At 66.1% G+C, this 21,321-nt stretch carries 15 protein-coding genes and 1 pseudogene; 5 read left to right on the top strand and 11 right to left on the bottom strand.

From position 1 onward, the window contains the following. Positions 1-28: 28 nt before the first annotated feature. A pseudogene (locus HTZ84_RS04320) lies at positions 29-1,195 on the bottom strand (NAD(P)/FAD-dependent oxidoreductase). Positions 1,196-1,306: 111 nt separating this feature from the next. After that, the gene (gene rocF / locus HTZ84_RS04315; protein WP_174679550.1) at positions 1,307-2,227 is read right to left on the bottom strand and encodes an arginase; all 921 of its coding nucleotides are present in this window, start codon (positions 2,225-2,227) and stop codon (positions 1,307-1,309) included. Between the two features lie 85 nt (positions 2,228-2,312). On the opposite strand from rocF, the gene HTZ84_RS04310 reads away from it, so the two are divergent. Continuing rightward, positions 2,313-2,993 carry a metal-dependent transcriptional regulator gene (locus HTZ84_RS04310; protein ID WP_174679549.1) on the top strand — a complete coding sequence of 227 codons (681 nt, stop codon included), beginning with the start codon at positions 2,313-2,315 and terminating at the stop codon, positions 2,991-2,993. 325 nt (positions 2,994-3,318) lie between these two features. Beyond that, entirely contained in the window at positions 3,319-3,852 is a 534-nt protein-coding gene (locus HTZ84_RS04305; RefSeq protein WP_174679548.1) for an Rrf2 family transcriptional regulator, read from the top strand. Between the two features lie 201 nt (positions 3,853-4,053). Here HTZ84_RS04305 and gyrA read toward each other — a convergent pair whose 3' ends face one another. From gyrA to HTZ84_RS04275, 6 genes are all read right to left on the bottom strand, one after another. Then, positions 4,054-6,558 carry a DNA gyrase subunit A gene (gene gyrA / locus HTZ84_RS04300; RefSeq protein ID WP_174679547.1) on the bottom strand — a complete coding sequence of 835 codons (2,505 nt, stop codon included), beginning with the start codon at positions 6,556-6,558 and terminating at the stop codon, positions 4,054-4,056. Between the two features lie 201 nt (positions 6,559-6,759). After that, positions 6,760-8,694, bottom strand: coding sequence for a DNA topoisomerase (ATP-hydrolyzing) subunit B (gene gyrB / locus HTZ84_RS04295; RefSeq protein WP_174679546.1), 1,935 nt, complete (start codon positions 8,692-8,694; stop codon positions 6,760-6,762). A gap of 122 nt (positions 8,695-8,816) precedes the next feature. After that, complete coding sequence (psmB, locus tag HTZ84_RS04290; RefSeq protein ID WP_174679545.1) at positions 8,817-9,530, bottom strand: archaeal proteasome endopeptidase complex subunit beta; 714 nt, start codon at positions 9,528-9,530, stop codon at positions 8,817-8,819. After that, the gene (psmA, locus tag HTZ84_RS04285) at positions 9,523-10,266 is read right to left on the bottom strand and encodes an archaeal proteasome endopeptidase complex subunit alpha (RefSeq protein WP_174679544.1); all 744 of its coding nucleotides are present in this window, start codon (positions 10,264-10,266) and stop codon (positions 9,523-9,525) included. Before psmA ends, psmB begins: the two co-directional genes overlap by 8 nt. Positions 10,267-10,481: 215 nt before the next feature. Beyond that, positions 10,482-11,282 carry an ABC transporter permease gene (locus HTZ84_RS04280; protein WP_174679543.1) on the bottom strand — a complete coding sequence of 267 codons (801 nt, stop codon included), beginning with the start codon at positions 11,280-11,282 and terminating at the stop codon, positions 10,482-10,484. Next, on the bottom strand, positions 11,279-12,409 hold the full coding sequence (locus tag HTZ84_RS04275) for an ABC transporter ATP-binding protein (RefSeq protein WP_174679542.1): 1,131 nt from the start codon (positions 12,407-12,409) through the stop codon (positions 11,279-11,281). Before HTZ84_RS04275 ends, HTZ84_RS04280 begins: the two co-directional genes overlap by 4 nt. A gap of 572 nt (positions 12,410-12,981) precedes the next feature. Here HTZ84_RS04275 and HTZ84_RS04270 point away from each other — a divergent pair. Continuing rightward, entirely contained in the window at positions 12,982-14,238 is a 1,257-nt protein-coding gene (locus tag HTZ84_RS04270; RefSeq protein ID WP_174679541.1) for a divalent metal cation transporter, read from the top strand. Between the two features lie 696 nt (positions 14,239-14,934). Further along, positions 14,935-16,179, top strand: coding sequence for a hypothetical protein (locus HTZ84_RS04265; protein WP_174679540.1), 1,245 nt, complete (start codon positions 14,935-14,937; stop codon positions 16,177-16,179). Positions 16,180-16,673: 494 nt separating this feature from the next. Here the strand turns inward: HTZ84_RS04265 and HTZ84_RS04260 are convergent, their stop codons facing one another. Next, positions 16,674-19,139 carry a PAS domain-containing sensor histidine kinase gene (locus HTZ84_RS04260; RefSeq protein WP_174679539.1) on the bottom strand — a complete coding sequence of 822 codons (2,466 nt, stop codon included), beginning with the start codon at positions 19,137-19,139 and terminating at the stop codon, positions 16,674-16,676. Positions 19,140-19,309: 170 nt separating this feature from the next. Between HTZ84_RS04260 and HTZ84_RS04255 the strand changes: the two genes are divergently transcribed. After that, a complete protein-coding gene (locus HTZ84_RS04255) occupies positions 19,310-20,314 on the top strand; it encodes a two pore domain potassium channel family protein (RefSeq protein ID WP_174679538.1) in 1,005 nt (334 codons plus the stop codon). Positions 20,315-20,345: 31 nt separating this feature from the next. Here the strand turns inward: HTZ84_RS04255 and HTZ84_RS04250 are convergent, their stop codons facing one another. Together HTZ84_RS04250 and HTZ84_RS04245 are read right to left on the bottom strand one after the other, a co-directional pair. Continuing rightward, a complete protein-coding gene (locus HTZ84_RS04250) occupies positions 20,346-20,657 on the bottom strand; it encodes a HalOD1 output domain-containing protein (RefSeq protein ID WP_174679537.1) in 312 nt (103 codons plus the stop codon). Further along, complete coding sequence (locus HTZ84_RS04245) at positions 20,650-21,132, bottom strand: Lrp/AsnC family transcriptional regulator (protein WP_174679536.1); 483 nt, start codon at positions 21,130-21,132, stop codon at positions 20,650-20,652. The genes HTZ84_RS04250 and HTZ84_RS04245 overlap by 8 nt, the downstream gene beginning before the upstream one ends. Positions 21,133-21,321: the final 189 nt, after the last annotated feature.

Here is a 21,321-nt window from a genome sequence, read left to right as displayed (position 1 = left end):
GTCGTACTCGAGACGTCGATCGAGTCGCTTACAGCGACGACCAGGACTTGCGAGCCTCGTTCCAGGAGGTGATGTCCGCGATCCAGCGGGCCGCGATCATCTTCTTGAGGTTCTTCGCGGGGGCGCCGCCGAACGTGTCGACGGGCAGGGAGACGCCGAACGCCGGCTTGACCTCGTGGGCGACGGCCTTCTCGCCGACGGAGATGACGGTCCCCTTGTCCTCGTGCTCCCAGGTCCGCAGCGGACGGTTCTCGATGGCGCGGAGATGTTCTCGCCGGCGACCTCGGCGGCCTGCCAGGCGGCCTGGGCGGTCGGCGGCGCGGGCTGGTCGCCCTGGTTGATGATCGCCGAGTCGCCGATGGCGAAGACGCGCTCGTCGGAGGTCTGGAAGTTGGCCTCCGTGTTGAGGCGGTTGTGCTCCTTCTCGAGGTCGGCGTCGTCGAAGGCGTCGCGGCCGGTGATGCCGCCGGTCCAGACGAGGACGTCGTGATCGAGGGATCACCCTCGTCGAACTCGATGTGATCTTCGGTGGCCTCGGTGATCGGGTCGTCCGTGTGGATCTGGACGCCCGATTCCTCGAGCAGGTCGCGCAGGGCCTGCTGGATCTCGGGGTCGTTGCCGGGGAAGATCTCTTCTAAGGCCTCGACGAGGTGGATCTCGATCGGCGCGCGGTGGTTGTCGCGGAACTCCGCGATCTCGCCGGCGGTCTGGATGCCCGAGAGCCCGGCGCCGCCGATGACGACCTGTGCGGGCTCGCGCGGGTGGCCTCCTGGCTGGCCTCCTTGACGGTGTCGTGGATCTCGAGGGCGTCGTCGAGACTCTTCAGGGTCAGCGAGTGCTCCTCGAGGCCGGGGATGCCGTAGTAGGCGGTCTGGCTGCCCAGACCGACGAGAACGTAGTCGTATTCGACGTCCTCGCTGTCGGCGAGTTCGACGACCTGGTCGTCGACGTCGAGGCCGACGACCTCGTCCTGGATGAATCGGGTCGACGGATCGGCGATCTGGGTGACCGGGAAGGTGATGTCCGAGCGAACGTCCGGATCCCGAATGACGCGGTGGGATTCGTGAAGAACCAGATGATAGTCGACGTCAGCGATCCAGGTCAGCCGTGCATTACCCCCGAGCTCCGACTGGAGCTTGTTGATCGCACCGGCACCGGCGTAACCGGCTCCGAGTACGACGACGTTCTCAGTCATATCTCCTATTCCGAAACCCTCCGATACAAAGGTGTTGGAACGTTCATGCACGTGTTAGGTATTCCCATGCAACGTATCGCCGTCGGAAACTGTCTCCGCAACGACAACTGTTCAGAGAATTCGGTTTCCGAACGCGCTCGCGGTGAGTTCGGCCGCGATGGTCGCCGTCTCGTTCCCCTCATCTAGAATCGGATTGACCTCGACGACGTCCATCGACCGGACGATCTCCTCGGCCGCGTGGCGCTCGGAGACGGTCTCGAGTGCGGCGTGCGCTTCCCGGTAGGTGACGCCGCCGCGGACCGGCGTGCCGACCCCCGGCGCGGTCTTGGGATCGACCCAGTCTAAGTCGAGGCTGACGTGGACGCCGTCGGTGCCGTCGGTCGCGACGTCGAGGGCGTCTTCGACAACGGCGGTCATCCCGCGCTCGTCGATGTCGGCCATCGTGTACGCCGTCATCTCGCTGTCGCGGACCAGTTCGCGCTCGCGCTCGTCGATGCTCCGGAGGCCGACGTAGGCGATCGATTCCTCGCGGACGCGCGGCGCGCGGGCCCACGAGAGGTCGCCGAAGGCGCCCCGGCCCAGCGTCGCGGCCAGCGGCATCCCGTGGACGTTGCCGCTGGGCGACGTCGCTGGCGTGTTGAGGTCCGCGTGGGCGTCGAACCAGATCGCGCCGAGGTCCGCCTCGCGGGCCGAACCGCGCATCGAACCGATGGCGACCGAGTGGTCCCCGCCCAGCACGAGCGGAAACTCGCCGTCCGCCAGCGTTTCCGCGACTCGTTCTTCCAGCCGCGTACAGACGTCCTCGACCTCCCGGAGGAACTTCGCCGTCCCCTCGATCGGCTCGTCGGTGTTGGGATCGCGCTCCTCGGCCCGCGGAATCGAGAGGTCGCCGTCGTCGACGGCGGTGACGCCGGCGTCCGAGAGCCGATCGGCCACCTCGGCGTACCTGATCGCCGACGGTCCCATGTCCACGCCGCGGCGATCCGCCCCGTAGTCCATCGGCGCGCCGATGATTCTGACGGTCGTAGCCATACTCGGCCTTCGTCGCCCGGCGGTTTGACGGTGGCGATAGAGACGGCGACAGCTTTAGGGTTAGACCCGTCTAAATCCGATCACCATGATGCTGAGCGACGTGATGGAGGACTACCTCAAGACGATCTACCAGCTCCAGCGCGAGACCGACGACCGAATCAAGACGTCGGCCATCGCCGACGAGCTGGACGTCACGTCGCCGACGGTCACCAGCATGCTCGACAAACTCGAGGAGCGAGGACTCGTCGACCGCGAGAAGTACAGGGGCGTCACCCTGACCGACGAGGGCGAAACCGTCGCCCTCGAGGTCGTCCGTCACCACCGGCTGCTCGAGGCCTACCTCACCGAACACCTCGACTACGACTGGGCGGAGGTCCACGAGGAGGCCGACCGGCTCGAGCACCACATCAGCGAGGACTTCGAGGCCCGCGTCGCGGACGTCCTCGGCGAACCGACGGTCGACCCCCACGGCGCGCCGATCCCCGGCGCCGACCTCGAGCCGCCCGAACGCCCCGAGGGCGAATCCGTCACCTCGTTCTCGGCGGGCGACACCGTGATCGTCGAGGAGGTCGCCGACCGCGACGCCGACGTCCTCTCCTACCTCGCCGAACACGGGGTCAGACCCGGCGTCGAACTCGAGATCGTCGAGGTCGCCCCCTTCGGGATGATCACCGCCCGCTCGAGCGACCACGACTCCGACGTCTCCCTGCCCGAGTCCGTCGCCCACCACGTCCGCGTCACCGAGCCGCCGGAACTCGAACAGTAGTCCGGCGTCGCGTTCGTTCAGGGGAACTCGACCCGGGTCGTGCCGTACGTGCTGGCGTTCGCGATCCACGGCGTCACGGAGGGGCCGACGTTCGTCGGCGCGGTCGCGCGGGATCGAACGGCGCCGCCGCGGCGTCACTTCGCCTTCAGTTCCACCTCGAGGCGTGGCTCGCCGCGGGCTGAACCGCCGGACGGATCGGCGAACGCACCCGGCCGTCGATCGCCGAAACAAAACACCTTACTAGGGTGCGTTCGAACGACAGAATTACCGCGTTACTCCCGGCTCACCCGTCGGGTTTAAGGAAATCAATTACGAACGATTCAGTATGTCATCCATCGAACTCACCCCCAGCCAGAAGAAGATCCTCCGTGCACTGACGAATCTGCACAAGGAGTCCGAAGCCGCGATCAAAGGCGAGGATATCGCCGAACAGGTCGACCGCAACCCCGGGACGATCCGTAACCAGATGCAGAGTCTCAAAGCCCTCCAACTCGTAGAGGGCGTACCCGGCCCCAAAGGCGGGTACAAACCCACGGCCTCGGCCTACGAGGCCCTCGAGATCCAGCAGATGGACGACCCGGCCTCGGTCCCGATCGAACACGAGGGCGAACCCATCGACGACGTCATCGTCGAGGAGATCGACCTCTCGAGCGTCCACCACCCCGAACTCTGCCGCGCCGAGATCCACATTCAGGGCGCGCTGGGCGACATTCACGAGGACGACGCCGTCACCGTCGGCCCGACCCCGCTGTCGAAGCTCCTCATCGATGGCCGCGTCGACGGCAAGGACGACACGAACAACATCCTCATCCTGCGGATCGAAGACATGGTCGCCCCGGCCGAAGAGCCGTCCCACTAACGGCGACCGACGATCGCTCTCGATTTTTCTTCGCTCTCTTCGCGTTCCAGCGGTCCGCCCGCTCGCGTGATATTCTGTCGCACGACGGCGCCTCGAGTCCCGGAGTCGAGACTCTCGACGCTTACTCGAGCGACGAAAAGAGCGACGGTCGCTATCGCGTTCGACGGGTTCGATAGCCAGCCGGGCTACCGGCCGCGGCCGTCAGTTCTCCTCGGCGTCGGCAGGGACGTCGGCGTCCGCATCGACGTCGCCCGTCGCGGCCGCCGGAATGTCGTCGACGCTGGCGACCGCGTCGCCGTCCTCGACGTCCATGACGATCACGCCCATCGTGTTGCGCCCGACCGTCGAAATTTCGTCGACGCGCGTCCGGACGATCTGGCCGTCCTCGCTCATCATCACCAGCTGATCGTCGTCGTCGACCGCCTTGACGGCCGTCACGGGTCCGTTTCGGTCGCCCGTCTTGATGTCGATCAGTCCCTTGCCGTACCGAGACTGGGTGCGATACTCCGAGAGCCGGGTCCGCTTGCCGTACCCGTTCCGAGTGACGGTCAACAGGGCCTGGCCGTCCGCTTCGTCGGTCGCGACCAGTCCGGCGACCGCGTCGTCGCCCTGGAGCTTGATCCCGTTGACCCCGCGAGCGTTCCGTCCCATCGCGCGGACCTCGTCCTCGTCGAAGCGGATCGTCATGCCGCCCTCGGTGGCGATGACCAGATCCTGCGAGCCGTCGGTGACCTCGACGTCGACGAGTTCGTCGCCCTCCTCGAGATCGGCCGCGATGATCCCCGTCGAGCGAATGTTATCGAACTCCTCGCCGCCGGTTCGTTTGACGTAGCCGTGGCGGGTGGCCATCGTCACGAACTCGCCGTCGCCGAAGGCGTCGGTGTCGACGATGGCCGTGATGTCCTCGCCGGGATCGAGATCGAGGATGTTGACCGCCGACTTGCCGCGGGCGGTCCGGCCCATCTCGGGGATCTCGTAGGTCTTGAGCTGGTAGACCTTCCCCTGGTTGGTAAAGCACAGCAGGTAGTCGTGGGTGTTCGCGCGGAACACCGTCGAGACGCGGTCGCCTTCCTTGACGTCCGCGCCGATGATGCCCTTACCGCCTCGACCCTGGGGGTCGAACTGGTCGATGGGCATCCGCTTGACGTAGTCGTCCTCGGTCATGACGACGAAGACCTCCTCCTCGGGGATGAGGTCCTCGTGGGTGACCGTCCCCTGGTCCTCGACGATCGAGGTCCGCCGCTCGTCGCCGTACTCTTCCTTGATCTCGCGGAGTTCGTCCTTGATGACCGACAGCAGCTCTTCCTCGCTCTCGAGGATGGCGTTCAGGCGTTCGATCTCGGCCTGGACCTCCTCGTACTCTTCTTCGATCTCGGTGGTCTCCATCGAGGTCAGACTACCGAGTTGCATCCGGACGATGTGGTCGGCCTGATCCTGCGAGAAGTCGTAGGCCTCCTGTAGGTTCTCCTTCGCGTCCGATCGGGTCTCGCTGTTGCGGATCAGTTCGACGACGTCGTCGGCGTTCTCGACGGCGGTCAGCCGCCCCTCGAGGATGTGGGCCCGATCTTCGGCCTCCGCGAGATCGTACTCGCTGCGCCGGCGAACGACCTCGCGGCGGTGGGCGACGTACTCCTCTAGGGTCTCCTTCAGCGAGAGCACTCGCGGCTGGCCGTCGACCAGCGCGAGGTTGATGACGCCGAAGGTGCGCTCTAAGTGGTTCTCGAGCAGGCGGTTCTTGACGACCTCGCTGTTGGCGCCGCGCTTGAGTTCGATGACGATGCGGACGCCGTCGCGGTCGGACTCGTCGCGAAGGTCGGAGATTCCCTCGAGTTCGCCCTCGTTGACGTCCTCGGCGATGCGCTCGACGAGACGGGCCTTGTTGGCCTGGAAGGGCAGTTCCGTGACGACGATCCGCTCGCGGCCGTTCTTCCACTCCTCGACCTCGAACTCGGCGCGGACGCGGATGCGGCCGCGGCCGGTCTTGTAGGCGGAGTAGATGGCGTCGCGGCCGACGATGTTCGCGCCGGTCGGGAAGTCGGGGCCCTTGACGTGGTCCATCAGGTCCTCGACCGTCGCGTCGGGGTCGTCGATCAGTTCGATCGTCGCGTCGACGACCTCGCCCAAGTTGTGCGGCGGGATGTTCGTCGACATCCCGACCGCGATCCCCGAGGAACCGTTCACGAGGAGGTTCGGGAACGCCGCGGGGAGCACGTCGGGCTCCTGCAGGCGGTCGTCGTAGTTCGCCGAGAAGTCGACGGTGTCCTTGTCGATATCCTCGAGCAGTTCCTCGGAGATCGAGGACATCCGCGCCTCGGTGTACCGCTGGGCGGCGGCCGGATCGCCGTCCATCGATCCGAAGTTCCCCTGGCCGTCGACCAGCGGGTAGCGCATCGAGAAGTCCTGGGCCATCCGGACCAGGGTGTCGTAGATCGCGCTGTCGCCGTGGGGGTGGTAGTCACCCATCGTCTCCCCGACGATCGAGGAGGACTTGCGGTGGGAGGAGCCGCTCGAGACGCCCATCTCGTGCATCGCGTAGAGGATGCGCCGGTGGACGGGTTTCAGGCCGTCCTCCACCCGCGGGAGCGCGCGACCCGCGATGACGGACATCGCGTAGTCGATATACGACTGCTCCATCTCGTCCTCGATGCGGACGTTCTCTACCGCTCGTGCCTGTACGTCAGTCGGATCGGGTACGTCTGAGCTCATGTGTCATTGGAGTTCGTGATTGCGTTGGTTGCGTGCGATTGGTGTCAAGCACTGCATCCGTGAGAGCGTCCGCTGTGTGGACGCTCGAACGGGCCGACGACCGACCCGGAGCGCGGCTTGCCGCGCGGAGGGGAGGGAGGAGTGCTTTTCATCAAAGTTTTGCCGAGGGTCAGCGAAGCTGACCCGCAGCGCAAAAGTTTGTTAGATATCGATCCATTCGGCCTCCGGCGCGTTGTCCTTGATGAACTGCTTGCGGGGCTCGACGGCGTCGCCCATCAGGACGGAGAACATCTTGTCCGCCGCCGCGGCGTCCTCGATGGTGATCTGTTTGAGGATGCGGTTGTCGGGGTCCATCGTCGTGTCCCAGAGCTGTTGGGGGTTCATCTCGCCCAGTCCCTTGAACCGCTGGACCTGCGACGGGTTCCCGTCGCATTTCTCCGCGACGATCTCGTCGCGTTCTTGCTCGGTCATCGCGTCGTAGGTCTCGCCGCGGTAGCGAATCCGGTAGAGGGGTGGCTGGGTCGCGTAGACGTAGCCGCCCTCGAGCAGCGGGCGCATGTGGCGGTAGAAGAACGTCAACAGCAGCGTCCGGATGTGAGCGCCGTCGACGTCGGCGTCGGTCGCCATGATGATCTTCTTGTAGCGGACGTCCTCGACGTCGAACTCGTCGCCGATCCCCGCGCCGATGGCGGTGATCATGTTCCGGATCTCGTCGTTCTCGAGGATGCGGTCGAGACGGTGTTTCTCGACGTTCAGAATCTTCCCCTTGATGGGGAGGATCGCCTGGAAGTCCGGATTCCGCGCCTGTTTGGCGCTGCCGCCGGCGGAGTCACCCTCCGCGATGAACAGTTCGGCCTCGTCGGGGTCCTTGGTCTGGCAGTCGGCCAGCTTTCCGGGTAAGGACGTGGACTCGAGGGCGGACTTCCGTCGCGTGAGCTCCTCGGCCTTCTGGGCGGCCTTGCGGGCCTTCGCAGCCTCGACGGCCTTCGTGACGATGGCCTGAGCGGTGTCGGGGTGTTCCTCGAAGTAGGTGCCAAGGCCTTCGTGCATCGAACTCTCGACGATACCTCGGACCTCGCTGTTGCCGAGTTTCGTCTTCGTCTGGCCCTCGAACTGCGGGTCGGGGTGTTTGACCGAGATGACGGCGGTGAGCCCCTCGCGGATGTCCTCGCCCTTGAGGTTGTCCTCTAAGTCGCCGAGCATGTCGTTGTCCTTCGCGTAGTCGTTGACCGTCCGGGTCAGCGCGGTCTTGAAGCCGGTGAGGTGGGTGCCGCCCTCGCGGGTGTTGATGTTGTTCGCGAAGGCGTGGATCGAGCCCTGCAGTTCCTCGGTGGCCTGCATCGCGACCTCGACCTGGATGTTCTGCTCCTCGGCCTCGAAGTAGATGACGTCGTCGTGCATCGCCGAGCGCGTCTCGTTTAGGTACTCGACGAACTCGCGGATGCCACCTTGATACTCGTAGGTCTCCTCGATACGGTCGTCTCCTTCGGTCGCCTTCTCGCGTTCGTCGCGGAGCGTGATGTGGACGCCCGAGTTGAGGAAGGCGAGTTCGCGAAGCCGGTTCGAGAGCGTCGAGAAGGAGAACTCGCCGGACTCGAAGATGCCCGTGTCGGGCCAGAATCGGATCTGCGTGCCGGTTTCCTCGTCGGGCTCCATGTCGCGAACGCGCTCCATGTCGCCGACGGGCTCGCCCGCCTCGAAGGCGTGGCGGAAGACGGAACCGTCGCGTTTCACCTCGGCCTCGAGTCGCTCGGAGAGGGCGTTAACCACGCTCACGCCGACGCCGTGGAGGCCGCCGGAGACCTGGTAGGACTTGTTGTCGAACTTACCGCCGGCGTGGAGGACCGTGAGAATCACCTCGAGGGCGGGGCGGTCGTACTCGTCGTGTGTGTCGACGGGGATGCCGCGGCCGTCGTCGGCGACGCTCACCGATCCGTCGTCGTTGATGGAGACGGTGATGTCGTCGCAGTGACCGGCCAGTGCCTCGTCGATCGAGTTGTCCACCACCTCGTAGACCAGATGGTGAAGACCTCGAGAATCCGTAGAGCCGATGTACATCGCCGGCCGTTTCCGCACGGCCTCCAGGCCTTCGAGGACCTGAATTTGGCCTGCGCCGTACTCGCTTTCCTGGGACATGTAAAACCTGCTTTCGGATAGCCGCCCGGCACTAATAAAAGTCACGTGTACGCGCTCGCGCGCGAGGCAATCGCGGAGCGAACAGCGACATGTGACGACGAGAGAAACCGCCGCGGTCGTCCCTAGATGACCGCGTCGAAGTCGTTGTGGCCCTGAATGTCGACGCCCTCGTCCGTGACTGCGGCGAGGAAGACGCCGTTCCCGGAGCCGGTGTCGCGCTCGACGGCGCTCTCGATCGCGCGGGCCGCGACCGACTGCGCCTCCTCGAGCGAGAGGCCCTCCTCGTACTCCTGTTCGAGGAGCCCGTAGGCCAGTTGCATCCCGCTGCCGGTGACGGTGTAGTCGTCCCCCATGACGCCGCCGGCGGGGTCGATGCTGTAGACGTGGCTGCCCTCCTCGTCGACGCCGCCGAGGATGGGGTTGATCGCCCGGAACGGGCCGCCGCGGGCGAAGTTCCCGGCCAGCGTCGCCAGCGCCTCGATGGGCATCGGCTCGCCGCGGCGGGACTCGTAGAGGTTGACCTCGGCGCGCAGCGTTCGGATGAACGACTGGGCGCCGCCGACCGAGCCGACGAGCGTCAGCGCGCCGGTCGGGTGGATCTGCTCGACCTTCTGGACGTTCTTGTTCGAGACGAACCGCCCGCCGAGGCTGGCGCGCATGTCCGTCGCGATGACGACGCCCTCGTCGGTCGTGATGCCGATCGTCGTCGTCCCGGTCTTGTTGACGGTGTCGCCCTGGTCGTCACCCTGACTGCCGTCGGGGAGCGAACCCAGTTCGGGCGCGTACGGCGACGGATCGGTTCCCTGCTGGGTCGGCTCTCGGCTCCAGTTATTCATCGCTCTCCTCCGGCTGGTCGATCTCCGCGACGATCGACTCGAGTCGCTCCTGGGAGACCGTCTGGAACGTCTCGTCTTCCGTATCGATCGTCGCGAGGTCGACGTTTTCGGCGCTGACCGGCTCGTCGTCGGCCGATCCGAGCGCGCGAAGCGCGAGTTCGATTCCCGCCTCGAGGTCGGCGTCCGGCTGGTACTGCTCCTCGAGGAACTCCTGGATCTCGTTGCGGTTGCTGCCGATGGCGGCGGCCTGCCACTCGTAGTCCGTCCCCGAGGGGTCGGTCTCGAACAGGCGCGGCTCGCCGTCGTCGATACCGCCGACGAGCAAGGCGACGCCGAACGGGCGCGCGCCGCCGGTCTGCGTGTACTCCTGAATGTGGTCGGTGACGGCCCGCGTCAGCGTCTCGACGCCGATCGTCTGGCCGTACCGGAGCTGTTCGCCCTGTGCGCGTCGCCGAGCGAGGTCGACGAGCTGGCGCGCGTCGGCCACGTGGCCGGCGCTGGCGATGCCGACGTGGTCGTCGGCCTTGTGGATCTTCTCGACGCTCGAGGGCTCCATGAGCGACGAACTGACCTGCCGGTCTGCTGCGAGCACGACGCCGTCCGGCGTGCGAATACCGACGCTCGCGGTGCCGCGTTTGACGGCCTCGCGAGCGTACTCGACTTGGTAGAGGCGTCCGTCCGGGGAGAAAATCGTGATCCCGCGGTCGTACGCCTGCTGTTGGGATTGCCCTTGCATTGGTTCTCTGGTCGTGGGAGACCTTCACCTCGGGTAAGGGTCTCCCATATATAAGAATTCTTGACACCCATGTTGTAGGTGGCAAGTGTCTCTGGTTTCGAACCCCGGTGACGCGGCGGACGGTTCGCGGAGCCGCGATTTCATCGGTAATTCGGCGATCGAACCGGAAAAATTCACCGAAGGCGACCCGCGCGAGACTGGGACGCGGGCGGCGGTCAGTAATCCCCGAGGACGCCCAGCCGTCGCGCGCGCCGCGTCGCCAGTCCGAACGCGGCGTAGCCGAGCGCCAGGTAGCCGACGGCCGTCGCGACGAGAACGGCGAGCGCCGCGGGGTCGAACTCCCAGAGCCGCGTCCCGCTTCGCATCGCCAACTGGAGCAGCGCGCTCCCCTGAACCAGCGGCAGCGCGGCCAGCCACGGGACGTCGAAGACGGGCGCCGAGATCAGCCCGACGAACGCGAACCCGAGGAGGTTGACGACGCTGGAGATCCGCTTGTACAGGACGCTCAGGCCGCCCATGGCCAGCCCGAGGCCGAGCGCCGAGGCGATCGCCAGCGTCGCCACGGGAACGACGGTGACGAGGTGTAGGTCGAGTCGCGTTCCGGTCGCCAGTAACATCGCCGCGAGGACGACCGCGGACGTGAGAAACGTCCGGAACACGATCGCGACCGCCTTGGCGAGGACCACCGGCCCGAAGCCGAAGGGCGTAACGAAGTGGCGCTCGAGGGTCCCCCAGCCGGCCTCGGCCTGAATATCGTTGACGATCCCCGAGTACGCGCCGGTCGCCAGCGACCACAGGAAGTAGCCGACGATCAGTCCCTCGAGGGAGTCGGCCATCGCCTGCCCCGCCAGCAGGGTGCCGCCGTACAGCAACATTCCGAAGAACAGCAGGTTGATGAACAGCCGCATACCCGCGTTGACGGGGTAGCGGATCCAGATCAGCAGATCGCGGACGACCACGGCTCGCAGGAGGTGGTAGTAGCCGCCCGTCCGTCCGGATCGGGAGTCGACGCTCACCGCGTCCCACCCCCGATATCGTCGGTTCCGCGTTCCGGATCCCGATCGTCGCTCCCCGCATCCGTCCCGTCCCCGCCGGTCAGTTCGACGAACGCGTCCTCGAGGTCGGGCTGGACGGTATCGACCGCGACGACCTCGAGCCCGTGGCCCTCCAGCGCGTCGGTCAATCGGTAGAACGTCTCGGAGTCGGCCGCCACCGCGAACCGCGTCCGGTCCTCGAGGCGCTCGACGTCGGTCACGTCGAAGCGCTCGCGGAGGGCCGCGAGGACCGACTCGTCGGCGCCGCGAACGGCGAGCCGATACCCCTGGGTCTCGAAGGCCGCCAACAGGTTCTCGACGGTGTCGTCGACGACGACTCGCCCCTCGTTCATGATGACCACGCGGTCGCAGACGGCCTCGATGACGTCCATGTCGTGACTCGAGACCACCAGCGTCAGGCCGCGCTCGTCGGCGAGCCGGACGAGTTCGCGCCGGAGCGTCAGCGAACTCTCGACGTCGAGTCCCAGCGTCGGTTCGTCGAGGAAGGCGACGGAGACGTCTCCCGCGAGGACGCTCGCGAGGGACACCTTCTGTTTCATCCCGCGCGAGAGTTCCCGGACCGGCGTGTCGGCCCTGTCGGCGAGGTCGAGTCGCTCCAGCAGCTCCTCGTGGCGATCGGCGAGGGCGTCGGGGTTCCGGCCGCGAATCGCCGCGAAGTACCGCAGATTCTCCCGAACGGTGAGTCGCCAGTAGTCGTTGCGCGCCCCCTCGAGCATGGCGTCGACGTGATCGTAGGCCGCTCTGGGGCGGTCGTAGACGTCGATTCCGTGGATCCGAACCGCGCCCTCGTCGGGGAGGAGCAGTCCCAGAATCGACTTGATCGTGGTCGTCTTGCCGGCGCCGTTGGGCCCGAGCAGTCCGATCACCTCGCCCGGCGCGACGGAAAAGGAGACGTCCTCGACGGCCGCGACGGCCTCGTCCCCGCTCCCGAACGTCTTCGAGAGTCCCTCGACGGCCAGCGCGGGTTCCTCCCGCTCGCGCGTCGCGGAGTCAGCCGCTGTGCCCGACTCGAGACCGGCGTCGGTTCCGACGGCGTCGCTGCGGTCGGCCTCGCGGGCGCCCTCGAGATCCGTCGACTCGCTCGTCATTGGCGTGTTGACACGTTCGTAGCTCCGCCGGGGAGAAGACGTTTGTGGTCCGCTCGAGTTTTCGTGCGGGACGCTATCGGCTCAACGCGGACGGTTGCTATCGCACTGCGCGGTTTATCGTCCGCTCGAGGCGGGAGACGCGACGGCTTCTCGAGTTCCGCGACGCAGGGTCTCAGAGTGCGACGAGGTGGTGATCGCTGTACGCACACGCGGACGACTGTCCCGCACGACGACCGGCGGCCGGCTCGCACGCGGCGGCGTGATAGACCGCCTTCATCTGCCGGCTGGCGACTCTCCTTGCTGGGTGTTCGCAGATAGAACGAGGTGAATTCACGCGGTACGGTTGGAACCGGCGCACGCGACCGCGCTCGGTTGCTGAGGGGAGACGATAGTGCGTCTCCCGCTCACTGACTTATGAAACGTGCATCCGCTCGAACGACGACGGCACCGCGTACGAATATCCCTTTTCCGTCACGCCGGCCTGACCGGCCGGTCGTCGAGGAACCCGTAGACGACGCCCGATCGTCGCCCGCTCGAGGCGACAGCGACCGAGACCGCGGAGGTGGTCGCCGATGAGCGAACGGTCCACCTCGCCGTCCACGATCGTCGACGCCGTTCCCGGCGGGAAGACGCTCCACAACGCCCTCTACAGGTACGGGCTGGGCGTGTTGTTCGCCGCGAACGTCTTCGGCGCCGGCTCGGTGTACATCCTCGCCGACGCCGGGGCGAACTTCGCCTTCTCCCTGCTGTGGGTGCTTCCGCTGGCCTTCCTCATCGACATCGCCCTCCACGACATGAGCGCCCGCCTCGCGGTGGCCGACGAACCGCTGGCGGACTACATCGTCGACGCGGTCCCGGTCGGCGGGCGAGCGCTGGTGATCGCGATCTCGCTGATGTCGGCGCTGTGGGCCGTCTCGAACTACGCCGTCGCGGGCGCGGCCCTGGCCTGGCTCCTGCCGGGGCTCGACAACGTCATCGTCGGCATCGTCCTCGCCGGCGGCGCGGGGATCGCGATCGTCCAACTGAAGGTCTACGACCGAATCGAGGCGGCGATCGCGGCCGCCGTCTTCGCGGTCTTCGGCTCCTACGGCCTCCTGCTGGCCGGTCTGGACGTGCCGTGGCAGTCGGTCGCCGCCGGGCTGCGGCCCGCGCTGAACAGCGACATCGGCTACCTCACGACGGTCATCGCCCTGCTCGGGACGACCGTCTACTGGCCGAACTTCTTCATCCAGTCGAGCATCCAGCCGACCAAGGAGTGGACAGACGTCTGGAAGTACCGCCGGGACAACGCCGCCGGGATCGCGACGACGCTGCTGATCGGCAGCTTCGTGATGATCGTCTCGGCGGTCACCCTCGCGGAGGGCGAGATGACGCTGACCGGCCCCGGCCAGCCGCTGGCCGACATCCTCGGTCAGGGCGCGCTCCTCGTGTTCATGATCGCCGTCTTCCTCGCGAGCATCACCTCCGCGACCGGGACGCTGTTCGGCGCCGGGTTCATGATCCCGCAGTCGCTGGGCGCGCACACGGTGTTCGGCGACTTCCGGTTCCGCCGGACGGTCATCGGACTGATCACCGTCTCGGCGGCGACCGCCCTCCCGCTGCTGGTCTACACCGGGTTCGGCCCCGTCGAGATGGCCATCATCATGCCCGCGGTCAACGGCGCGATCGGCTTGCCGGTGACCGTCTTCGCGCTCATCGGCGCCGTCAACCGGTTCTACGACGTCGAGTGGTACGAAAACGCCGCCTTCGTCGCCGCGGGACTCGTCCTGCTGATCGGCAGCGCCACGACGATCCAGTCGCTCTACGAGACGATCGTGGGGATCCTCTGAGCGACGGCGCCGAATTCGAAGGTGGCTCGAGTCGAGTGCGATTTCTCATCCGAACCGCCGATCGGTCGTCGTGGGGCACTCGCCGGTCCCGGCGACGGTGGGTCGCTAACCGACCGAACGACGGCCTCGAGTCGGCTCGGTTTCGCTCCGCGAGGCGAGCGGCCGGTTGACTCGAGCGCCGCGAGATTCACGACGACGGTCGCGAGAGCAACTCGGCGAGTCGCGTCGGACCTTGCATTGATGGGCCACAATCTCTTCGAGTCAGGGCGCGTAGCGCCGGTGGAGAGACATGGGCGAACGGGCCGGGCGACCGGGGCTACGGCACGAACGACGACGAGCGCTCCCGGCGGGAGTCGCCCTCCTCGGCGTCTGCTGCTCGTTCAAGCGGTCTGGCTCGATCTGGCGGCGGGTCAGTTCTGGAACGACGTCCTCGTCGGCGCGCTGGTAGTCTGTCTCGGCGTCTACAGCGCTGCGAAGATCCGCGACCGGCGACGGCGCGCCGACGCCCGGCCGACGGCTACATTCGACCGGCGGGGTCACTGACCCGATGGCGGTCCGGTAACGCCGTCGCTCGAGCGGCGCGCCGACCCGCGACGCCGCGCGGAGCCGAATTCGTCCCTTACTTCTCTCGTTCCCGACGAAAATGGCGAATTACGGCACAATTCACTTACTTCCGGTGCTGGAAACCCCCAACCAATGCTTCCGCTCGTCGCCTTCGCGTTCGTACTCGTCGTACTCGCGGTCGTCCTTGAGGTAGTGTCGTACGCGTCGCTCAAGCGCATCCCCGCGGTGGCGACCGAGGAGTTTCCGGAAATCGACCGGGAACTGCTGGGCAAGTTCAGCAGTTTCGACCCCGAACTGGGCTGGGTGCCACAGCCGAACCAGGAGAAACAGAAGGACACCGGCGACCACCTCCCCGGCGAGGAGCTCCGGACGGTCGTCACCTACTCGACCGACGAGTACGGGAGCCGGGTCTGTCCCGCGAAAGATCGGGACGAGGACGCGGACGTCACCGTCTCCACCTACGGCGATTCCTACTGTTTCTGCCGGGAGGTCAACAACGACGAGACCTTCCAGCACTACATGGCCCAGGAGCTCGACACGCACGTCGCCAACTACGGCGGCGGCAACTACGGGCTCGATCAGGCGCTGTTGCGCATGCAGCGCCAGTACCCCGAGGAGGAGACCGACTACGTCTTCGTGGTCGTCACCGCCTCCTCGATCGCCCGCATCCTCTCCGTCTGGAAACACTACCAGGAGTTCGGGAACATCTTGGCGGTCAAACCCCGGTACGTCCTCGAGAACGGCGAGTTAGAGCTGATCGACAGCCCCGTCGACGAGAAGGAGGATCTGCTCGACTTGGAGTCCAAGGCCGACTTCCTCCGGGAGTACGACTTCCACTACGACCACTGGTTCAAGCCCCACTACGCGTCCGTGCCGTACACGACCGACTTCCTCGACGACCCCGAGTACCTCCGGTACGCCGCGATCACGGGCTGTAAGGAACTCGAGCGGCGGGCCGGCCGCTCGATTCCGGGCGTCGACTTCGACGCCGCCCAGACCGAGTCGGCCCTGCGGATGGAACAGCCCCGCGTCCGCTACCACGAGCGACTGTTCGAAACTCACGAGTACCTCTTCGACGCGCTGATCGAGGAGTTCGTCGATTACGCCGACGAGCGGGACTTTCAGCCCGTCTTCGTGATGGTCCAACAGCTCCGGTACGCCAAGTACGAGTCCGAACACGGCCCGATCTACGGCGACCTCGTGGATCGACTCGGCGAGACGTACGACGCCCTCGAGACGGTCGACATGGCCCGCCATCTCGATCCCGAGGACGGCGTCGAGTCGCTGTACGTCGAGCGCGGCGAAGGCGGCCACTACAGCCCCGAAACGAACCGGGAGATCGCGAACGTGCTGGCCGACATCGTCGAGGAAGAGTAGCGGTTCGTCGGCTCGTTCTCCGTCGATCCGTTCTCAGTTCGCCATTCGGTGTACTCCGACGCTACCGACCCATTCAGTCTCCGTGCGGTGGCGCGCGCTGTCGGTCGATCCGAGGAACGCGAGGTGCGAACGCAGTGAGCACCTCGAAAGTGAACGGTGAACGAAGTGAGCCGTGAACGAAAGCGAGGATCGACCGACGACACTGTGCGAGGGATGAGCGAACGACCAGCGGGAGTGAGCGAATCGGCTGGGGAGGGCGTGGAAATCACTGTTGCCACGATAGTAGTGGGATTGTCGACGAAGACAAGCGGTCTGCTCATGCTGGCAGCGAGGGATAGCCACATCCTCCCCAGCCGATTCGCTCGTTCCACTCGCTCATCCCTCGCACGGCTTCGTGTCGCGGTTCGAGTCCACTCACCGCGACACAGCGCGCGCCACAGCATAGCGCGGTGATCGAGCGCGAGAATCGAACGACGAGAGATCGAACGCGAGAATCAGGCCTCGACGGCGGGGAGGGTAAAGGAGAACGTCGTCCCCTCGCCGGGCTCGGAGTCGACCCAGATGGTCCCCTCGTGGCGTTCGATGATGCGCTGACAGAGCGCGAGCCCGATCCCGGTCCCGTCGTACTCCTTGCGGCTGTGCAGGCGCTCGAACACCTCGAAGACGCGGTCCTGATCGTCGGGGTCGATGCCGATCCCGTTGTCTGCGACCGAGATGCGCCACGTGGATCGCGCCCGCTCGGCCGCGATCTCTACCCGCGGCGGCTCGTCGCCGCTGTACTCGAGGGCGTTCGACAGCAGGTTCTGGAACACCTGCTGGAGCTGGCTCTCGTCGCCCCGAACGCGGGGCAGCGACTCGACGGCGATCTCGGCGTCGGTCTCTTCGATCTTCATCTGCAGGCCCTCGCAGACGGCGTCGACGACGGTGTCCAGATCGACGGGCTCGAACGGTTCGCCCTGCGTGTCGACCCGGGAGTAGGCCAGCAGCCCGTCGATCATCTGGCGCATGCGTTCGGCGCCGTCGACGGCGAACTCGATGAACTCCTCGCCGTCGTCGTCGAGTTCGTCGCCGTACCGACTCTCGAGCAGTTGGAGGTAGCTCGAGACCATCCGCAGGGGTTCCTGCAGGTCGTGGGAGGCCGCGTAGGCGAACTGCTCGAGTCGCTCGTTGGATTTCTCGAGTTTGCGCTGGTACTCCTTGCGCTCGCTGATGTCGTGGAAGTAGATCGACAGTCCCGACTCGGAGGGGTAGACGTTGTACTCCAGCCAGGTGTCGAGATCCTCGGCGTACACCTCGAAGTTGACCGGCTCTTGGGTCTCCATCGCCTGCTGGAACTGCTCCCGGTAGATCCCCTCCGTATCGTCGGCGAACGTCGTCCAGACCTTCCGTCCGAGGACGTCCTCCCGGGACTCCTGGAGGATCTCGGCGGCCTGCTCGTTGAGGTGGGTAAAGCGCCACTCGTCGTCGAGGGCGTAGAAGGCGTCGGAGATCCGGCCGAGGATCTCGCTCAGTTCGGTCTCGAGTTCGCTCTTCCGCCGCTCGAGCTGTCGTTCGCGGCGTTTCAGCTCGGTGATGTCCTCGGCGGCCGTGACGATGCGTTCGACCTCGCCGTCGGGACCGTGCAGCGGCGTCGCGTTCACGCGAAACTGGAGCCGCTCGCCCTCGGGGGGATCGACCACGAGCTCCTCGTTGAACACCGGGTTGCCGGTCTCTACGACCCGCGCGGCCGGCATCTCGTCCGTCGATAGCCGCTCGCCGTCCGAGTCGTAGATCACCCACTCGCCGGCGTCGTCGGATTCGCCGATGAACTCCTGATCGGAGAGGCCGAGCGACTCCTGCGCCCGCTGGTTCGTCAGTATCGTCTCTCCCTCGGCGTTCTGGACGGCGATCGCGATCGGCGCCGTCCGCAACAGCTTCTCGGTCTGGTTGTACTCCCGGCGGAGGAGCCGTTCGCGCTCCTTCTGGTCGGTGATGTCGTCGATCGCGACGACGATCCGGCCGTCCTCGCCCTGGTCGTCGAGCGGTGCGGCGTTGAGCGAGAGCCAGCGGCGGCCGATCCCCGGGACGTCGACCTGCCGCTGGGCGTCGTACACCGGCTCGCCGCGCTCGCGAGCGCGGGCCCAGGGCCGCTCGTCGGGCGGGACCGGCTCCCCGGCGACGTCGTAGAGCTCCCACGACTCGAGGCTGTACGTCTCGATGGCCGCGTCCTCGATCTCGAAGTGCTCGAGCATCCGCCGATTCGCGCGGACGAGAACGTTGTCCTCGGTCACCACGCCGATCGTGATCGGGACGGTTTCCAAGATCCGTTCGGTGAGGTCCCGTTCCCGGCGGAGCTGCTGTTCGTACTCGCGGCGCTCGGTCATGTCGCGGGTGACCTTCGTAAAGCCCTGCAGCCGGCCGTCGTCGTCCCGAATGGCGGTGATGACGACGTTCGCCCAGAACCGCGTGCCGTCGGCGCGGACGCGCCACCCCTCGTCCTCGACGCGTCCCTCCGCCGCCGCGGTCTCGAGGTTCGTCTGGGGCACGCCGTCGGCGACCGCGTCGTCGGTGTAGAACGTCGAGAAGTGTTTGCCGACGATGTCCGCTTCCGCGTAGCCCTTGATTCGTTCGGCCCCTTCGTTCCAGCTGGCGACGGTGCCGTCGGGGTCGAGCATGAAGATGGCGTAATCCCGGACGGCGCTGACGAAGGCGGCGAACTCCTCCTGTTCGGACCGCCGATCGGGGTCCGTTCCGTCCGCCGTCTCGTCCGGCCACCAGATTCGAGTCGAGGCGTCGATCCGCTTGACGCGAAGCTCACCTCGCTCGAGGAGTTCCTCGAGTCCATGTCGCGCGGGACCCGGAGAACAGTCCAACCGCTCGGCGACCTCGACGGTTGTGAGGGGCGTAGACGACCGCTCGGAGCGCGAAAAAACTCGCCGGACGTCTTCCCCCGACACGCCCGTCGAATCTGAAGATCCCATATATCCACCACTCGATACCAGTCCATAAGGCTTCGCTGTCTGGTCCGCCGTCCGTCGGACCGGAACCGACGCCGATGGAGAACGAATCGGCGTCGTTCGAACGCGCCGTGAAAAAGCCGCGTCAGTAACCGGGCCATCGTTGACGGGTGTCCTTCCGATAGACGGTAGTAATGGAACCGCTGTATCTCGTCGTCGGCATCGTCCTGCTGATCGCCGGCTTCGTCGATATCCTCTGGACGACCCTCTGGGTCGACGGCGGCTCGGGACCCCTCTCCGGACGACTCACGACCGGCGTCTGGCACGCCCTCCGAACGGTGACCGGCGAACACAACAAGGCGCTGAGTCTCGCCGGTCCGCTCATCCTCACCCTGACGCTCGCGATGTGGATCGGGGTCATCTGGATCGGCTGGACGTTCGTCTTCGCCAGCTACCCGCTCGCGTTGGTCAACACGCACACCGGCGGCACCGCCGACTGGGCGGGTCGATTCTACTACGTCGCGTACACGATGTTCACCGACGGCAACGGCGACTACACGCCGGTGTACGGCGGGGACGTCTGGGAGATCGCCAGCGCGCTCACGACGGCGACCGGCATGGCCTTCGTCACGCTGGGCGTCTCCTACGTCCTCACCGTCCTCGGCGCCGTCTCCGATAAGCGCTCCTTCGCCAGCACCGTCACGGGACTGGGACACCGAAGCGAAGCGCTCGTCCGAACGAGCTGGGACGGGGAGGACTTCCAGGGGCTCGACCTGACCCTCGAGACCCTCGCTTCGGATCTGAGCACCCTCGCCGAACAGCACAAGGCGTACCCGATCTTGCACTACTACCACAGCGAGAAGGACGATCGGGCCTCGGCCGTCGCCGTCCCGATCTTCGACGACGCGCTCGCGATCTTCGAGTACGGGATCCCGGACGATCGCAGCCTCGACCCCGCGATCATCGAGAACGGCCGCTCGAGCGCCCGGAGTTACGTCGAAACGCTCGACACGGCGTTCATCGATCCGGCCGAAGAGGTACCGCCGTCGCCCGATCTCGACCGGCTCCGCGAGGACGACATCCCGACCGTCTCCGACGAGGCGTTCGCCGACGAACTCGAGGAACTGACCGAGCACCGGCGACACCTCCTCGGCGTCGTCCGCGCCGACGCGTGGGAGTGGCCGCCGGTCGAAGAGTGAGGATCTCGCCTCGCGGCTCGTTCGCGGACGCTCACCGACCGATCTCGTCGTCTAGACCGATCACGACCGAGCCGTCGCTGACGACGGTCACCAGCGCGCCCCGGTACCGAAACGACGCCGATCGCGGGCCGCGCCGATCGCGTTCGGAGTCGGCCTCGAGGAGGCGATCGAGGGCCTCCGGATCGACGACGTCGTAGAGCGGATCACGGTCGCGTTCGTCGGCGAAGACGGTCTCGACGACGTCGACGACGGCGACGCTCGGCGCCGTCGTCTCGAAATCGTACTGCGCCCGATACCGCCGCGATTCCACGTCGAACTCGACCGGCCCGCTCGGATCACTCATCGGTCTCGTTCTCGTCGACCAGCTGCTTGCCGAAGTGGTCGAACGGCTGTTTGTGTAAGCTCTTCAGGATCTTCGAGTTGACGACGTCGAATCCGAGCTCACTGAGTTCGTCGCTCACGCGAGCGATGTCGTCGGTGTCGGTTCCGACGGCTTCGATCTGGACGTTGTCCGTCCCGTTGAGGACCTCCTGTATCGTGACGACGCCGCTGACCTCGCGAGCCTCGCGGGCGAGTCGTTCGCGGTCCGGGTTCGGGGCCGAACAGATGAAGAGGACGTGTAGCTGGAGCCCCGCCTTGTCGTAATCGACGTCGGGATGGTAGCCGCGGATGATCCCTTCCGATTCCAGCTGTTCGATACGGTTTCGAACGGTGCTGGCCGAGACGCCGATTCGATCCGCCATTTCCTGCGTCGTGATCCGACGTGCGTCCTGCTGGAGGAGATACAGCACCGCTTTGTTCGTAGCGTCGAGATCCATCTCTTAGTTCCGCAGATGTGCCCCACTACTTTGTTCTTTTTGCACCCATCATTCGTTAATTCTGCTTATTTAGCAACATATTATGTAAAACACTATCGTAATCGGGCCGTCAGCTGTGGAAATAGCAATCCGTCCGCTGGACCACGGCTGCTCGAGGAGGGGGACTCGGCGAGACAACTGTTGACCACG

This window comes from Haloterrigena gelatinilytica (assembly GCF_013342145.1).
GTDB lineage: Archaea > Halobacteriota > Halobacteria > Halobacteriales > Natrialbaceae > Haloterrigena > Haloterrigena gelatinilytica.
The sequence above is the reverse complement of the archived record's forward strand: the minus strand, read 5'-3'. Positions and strand labels throughout refer to the sequence as shown.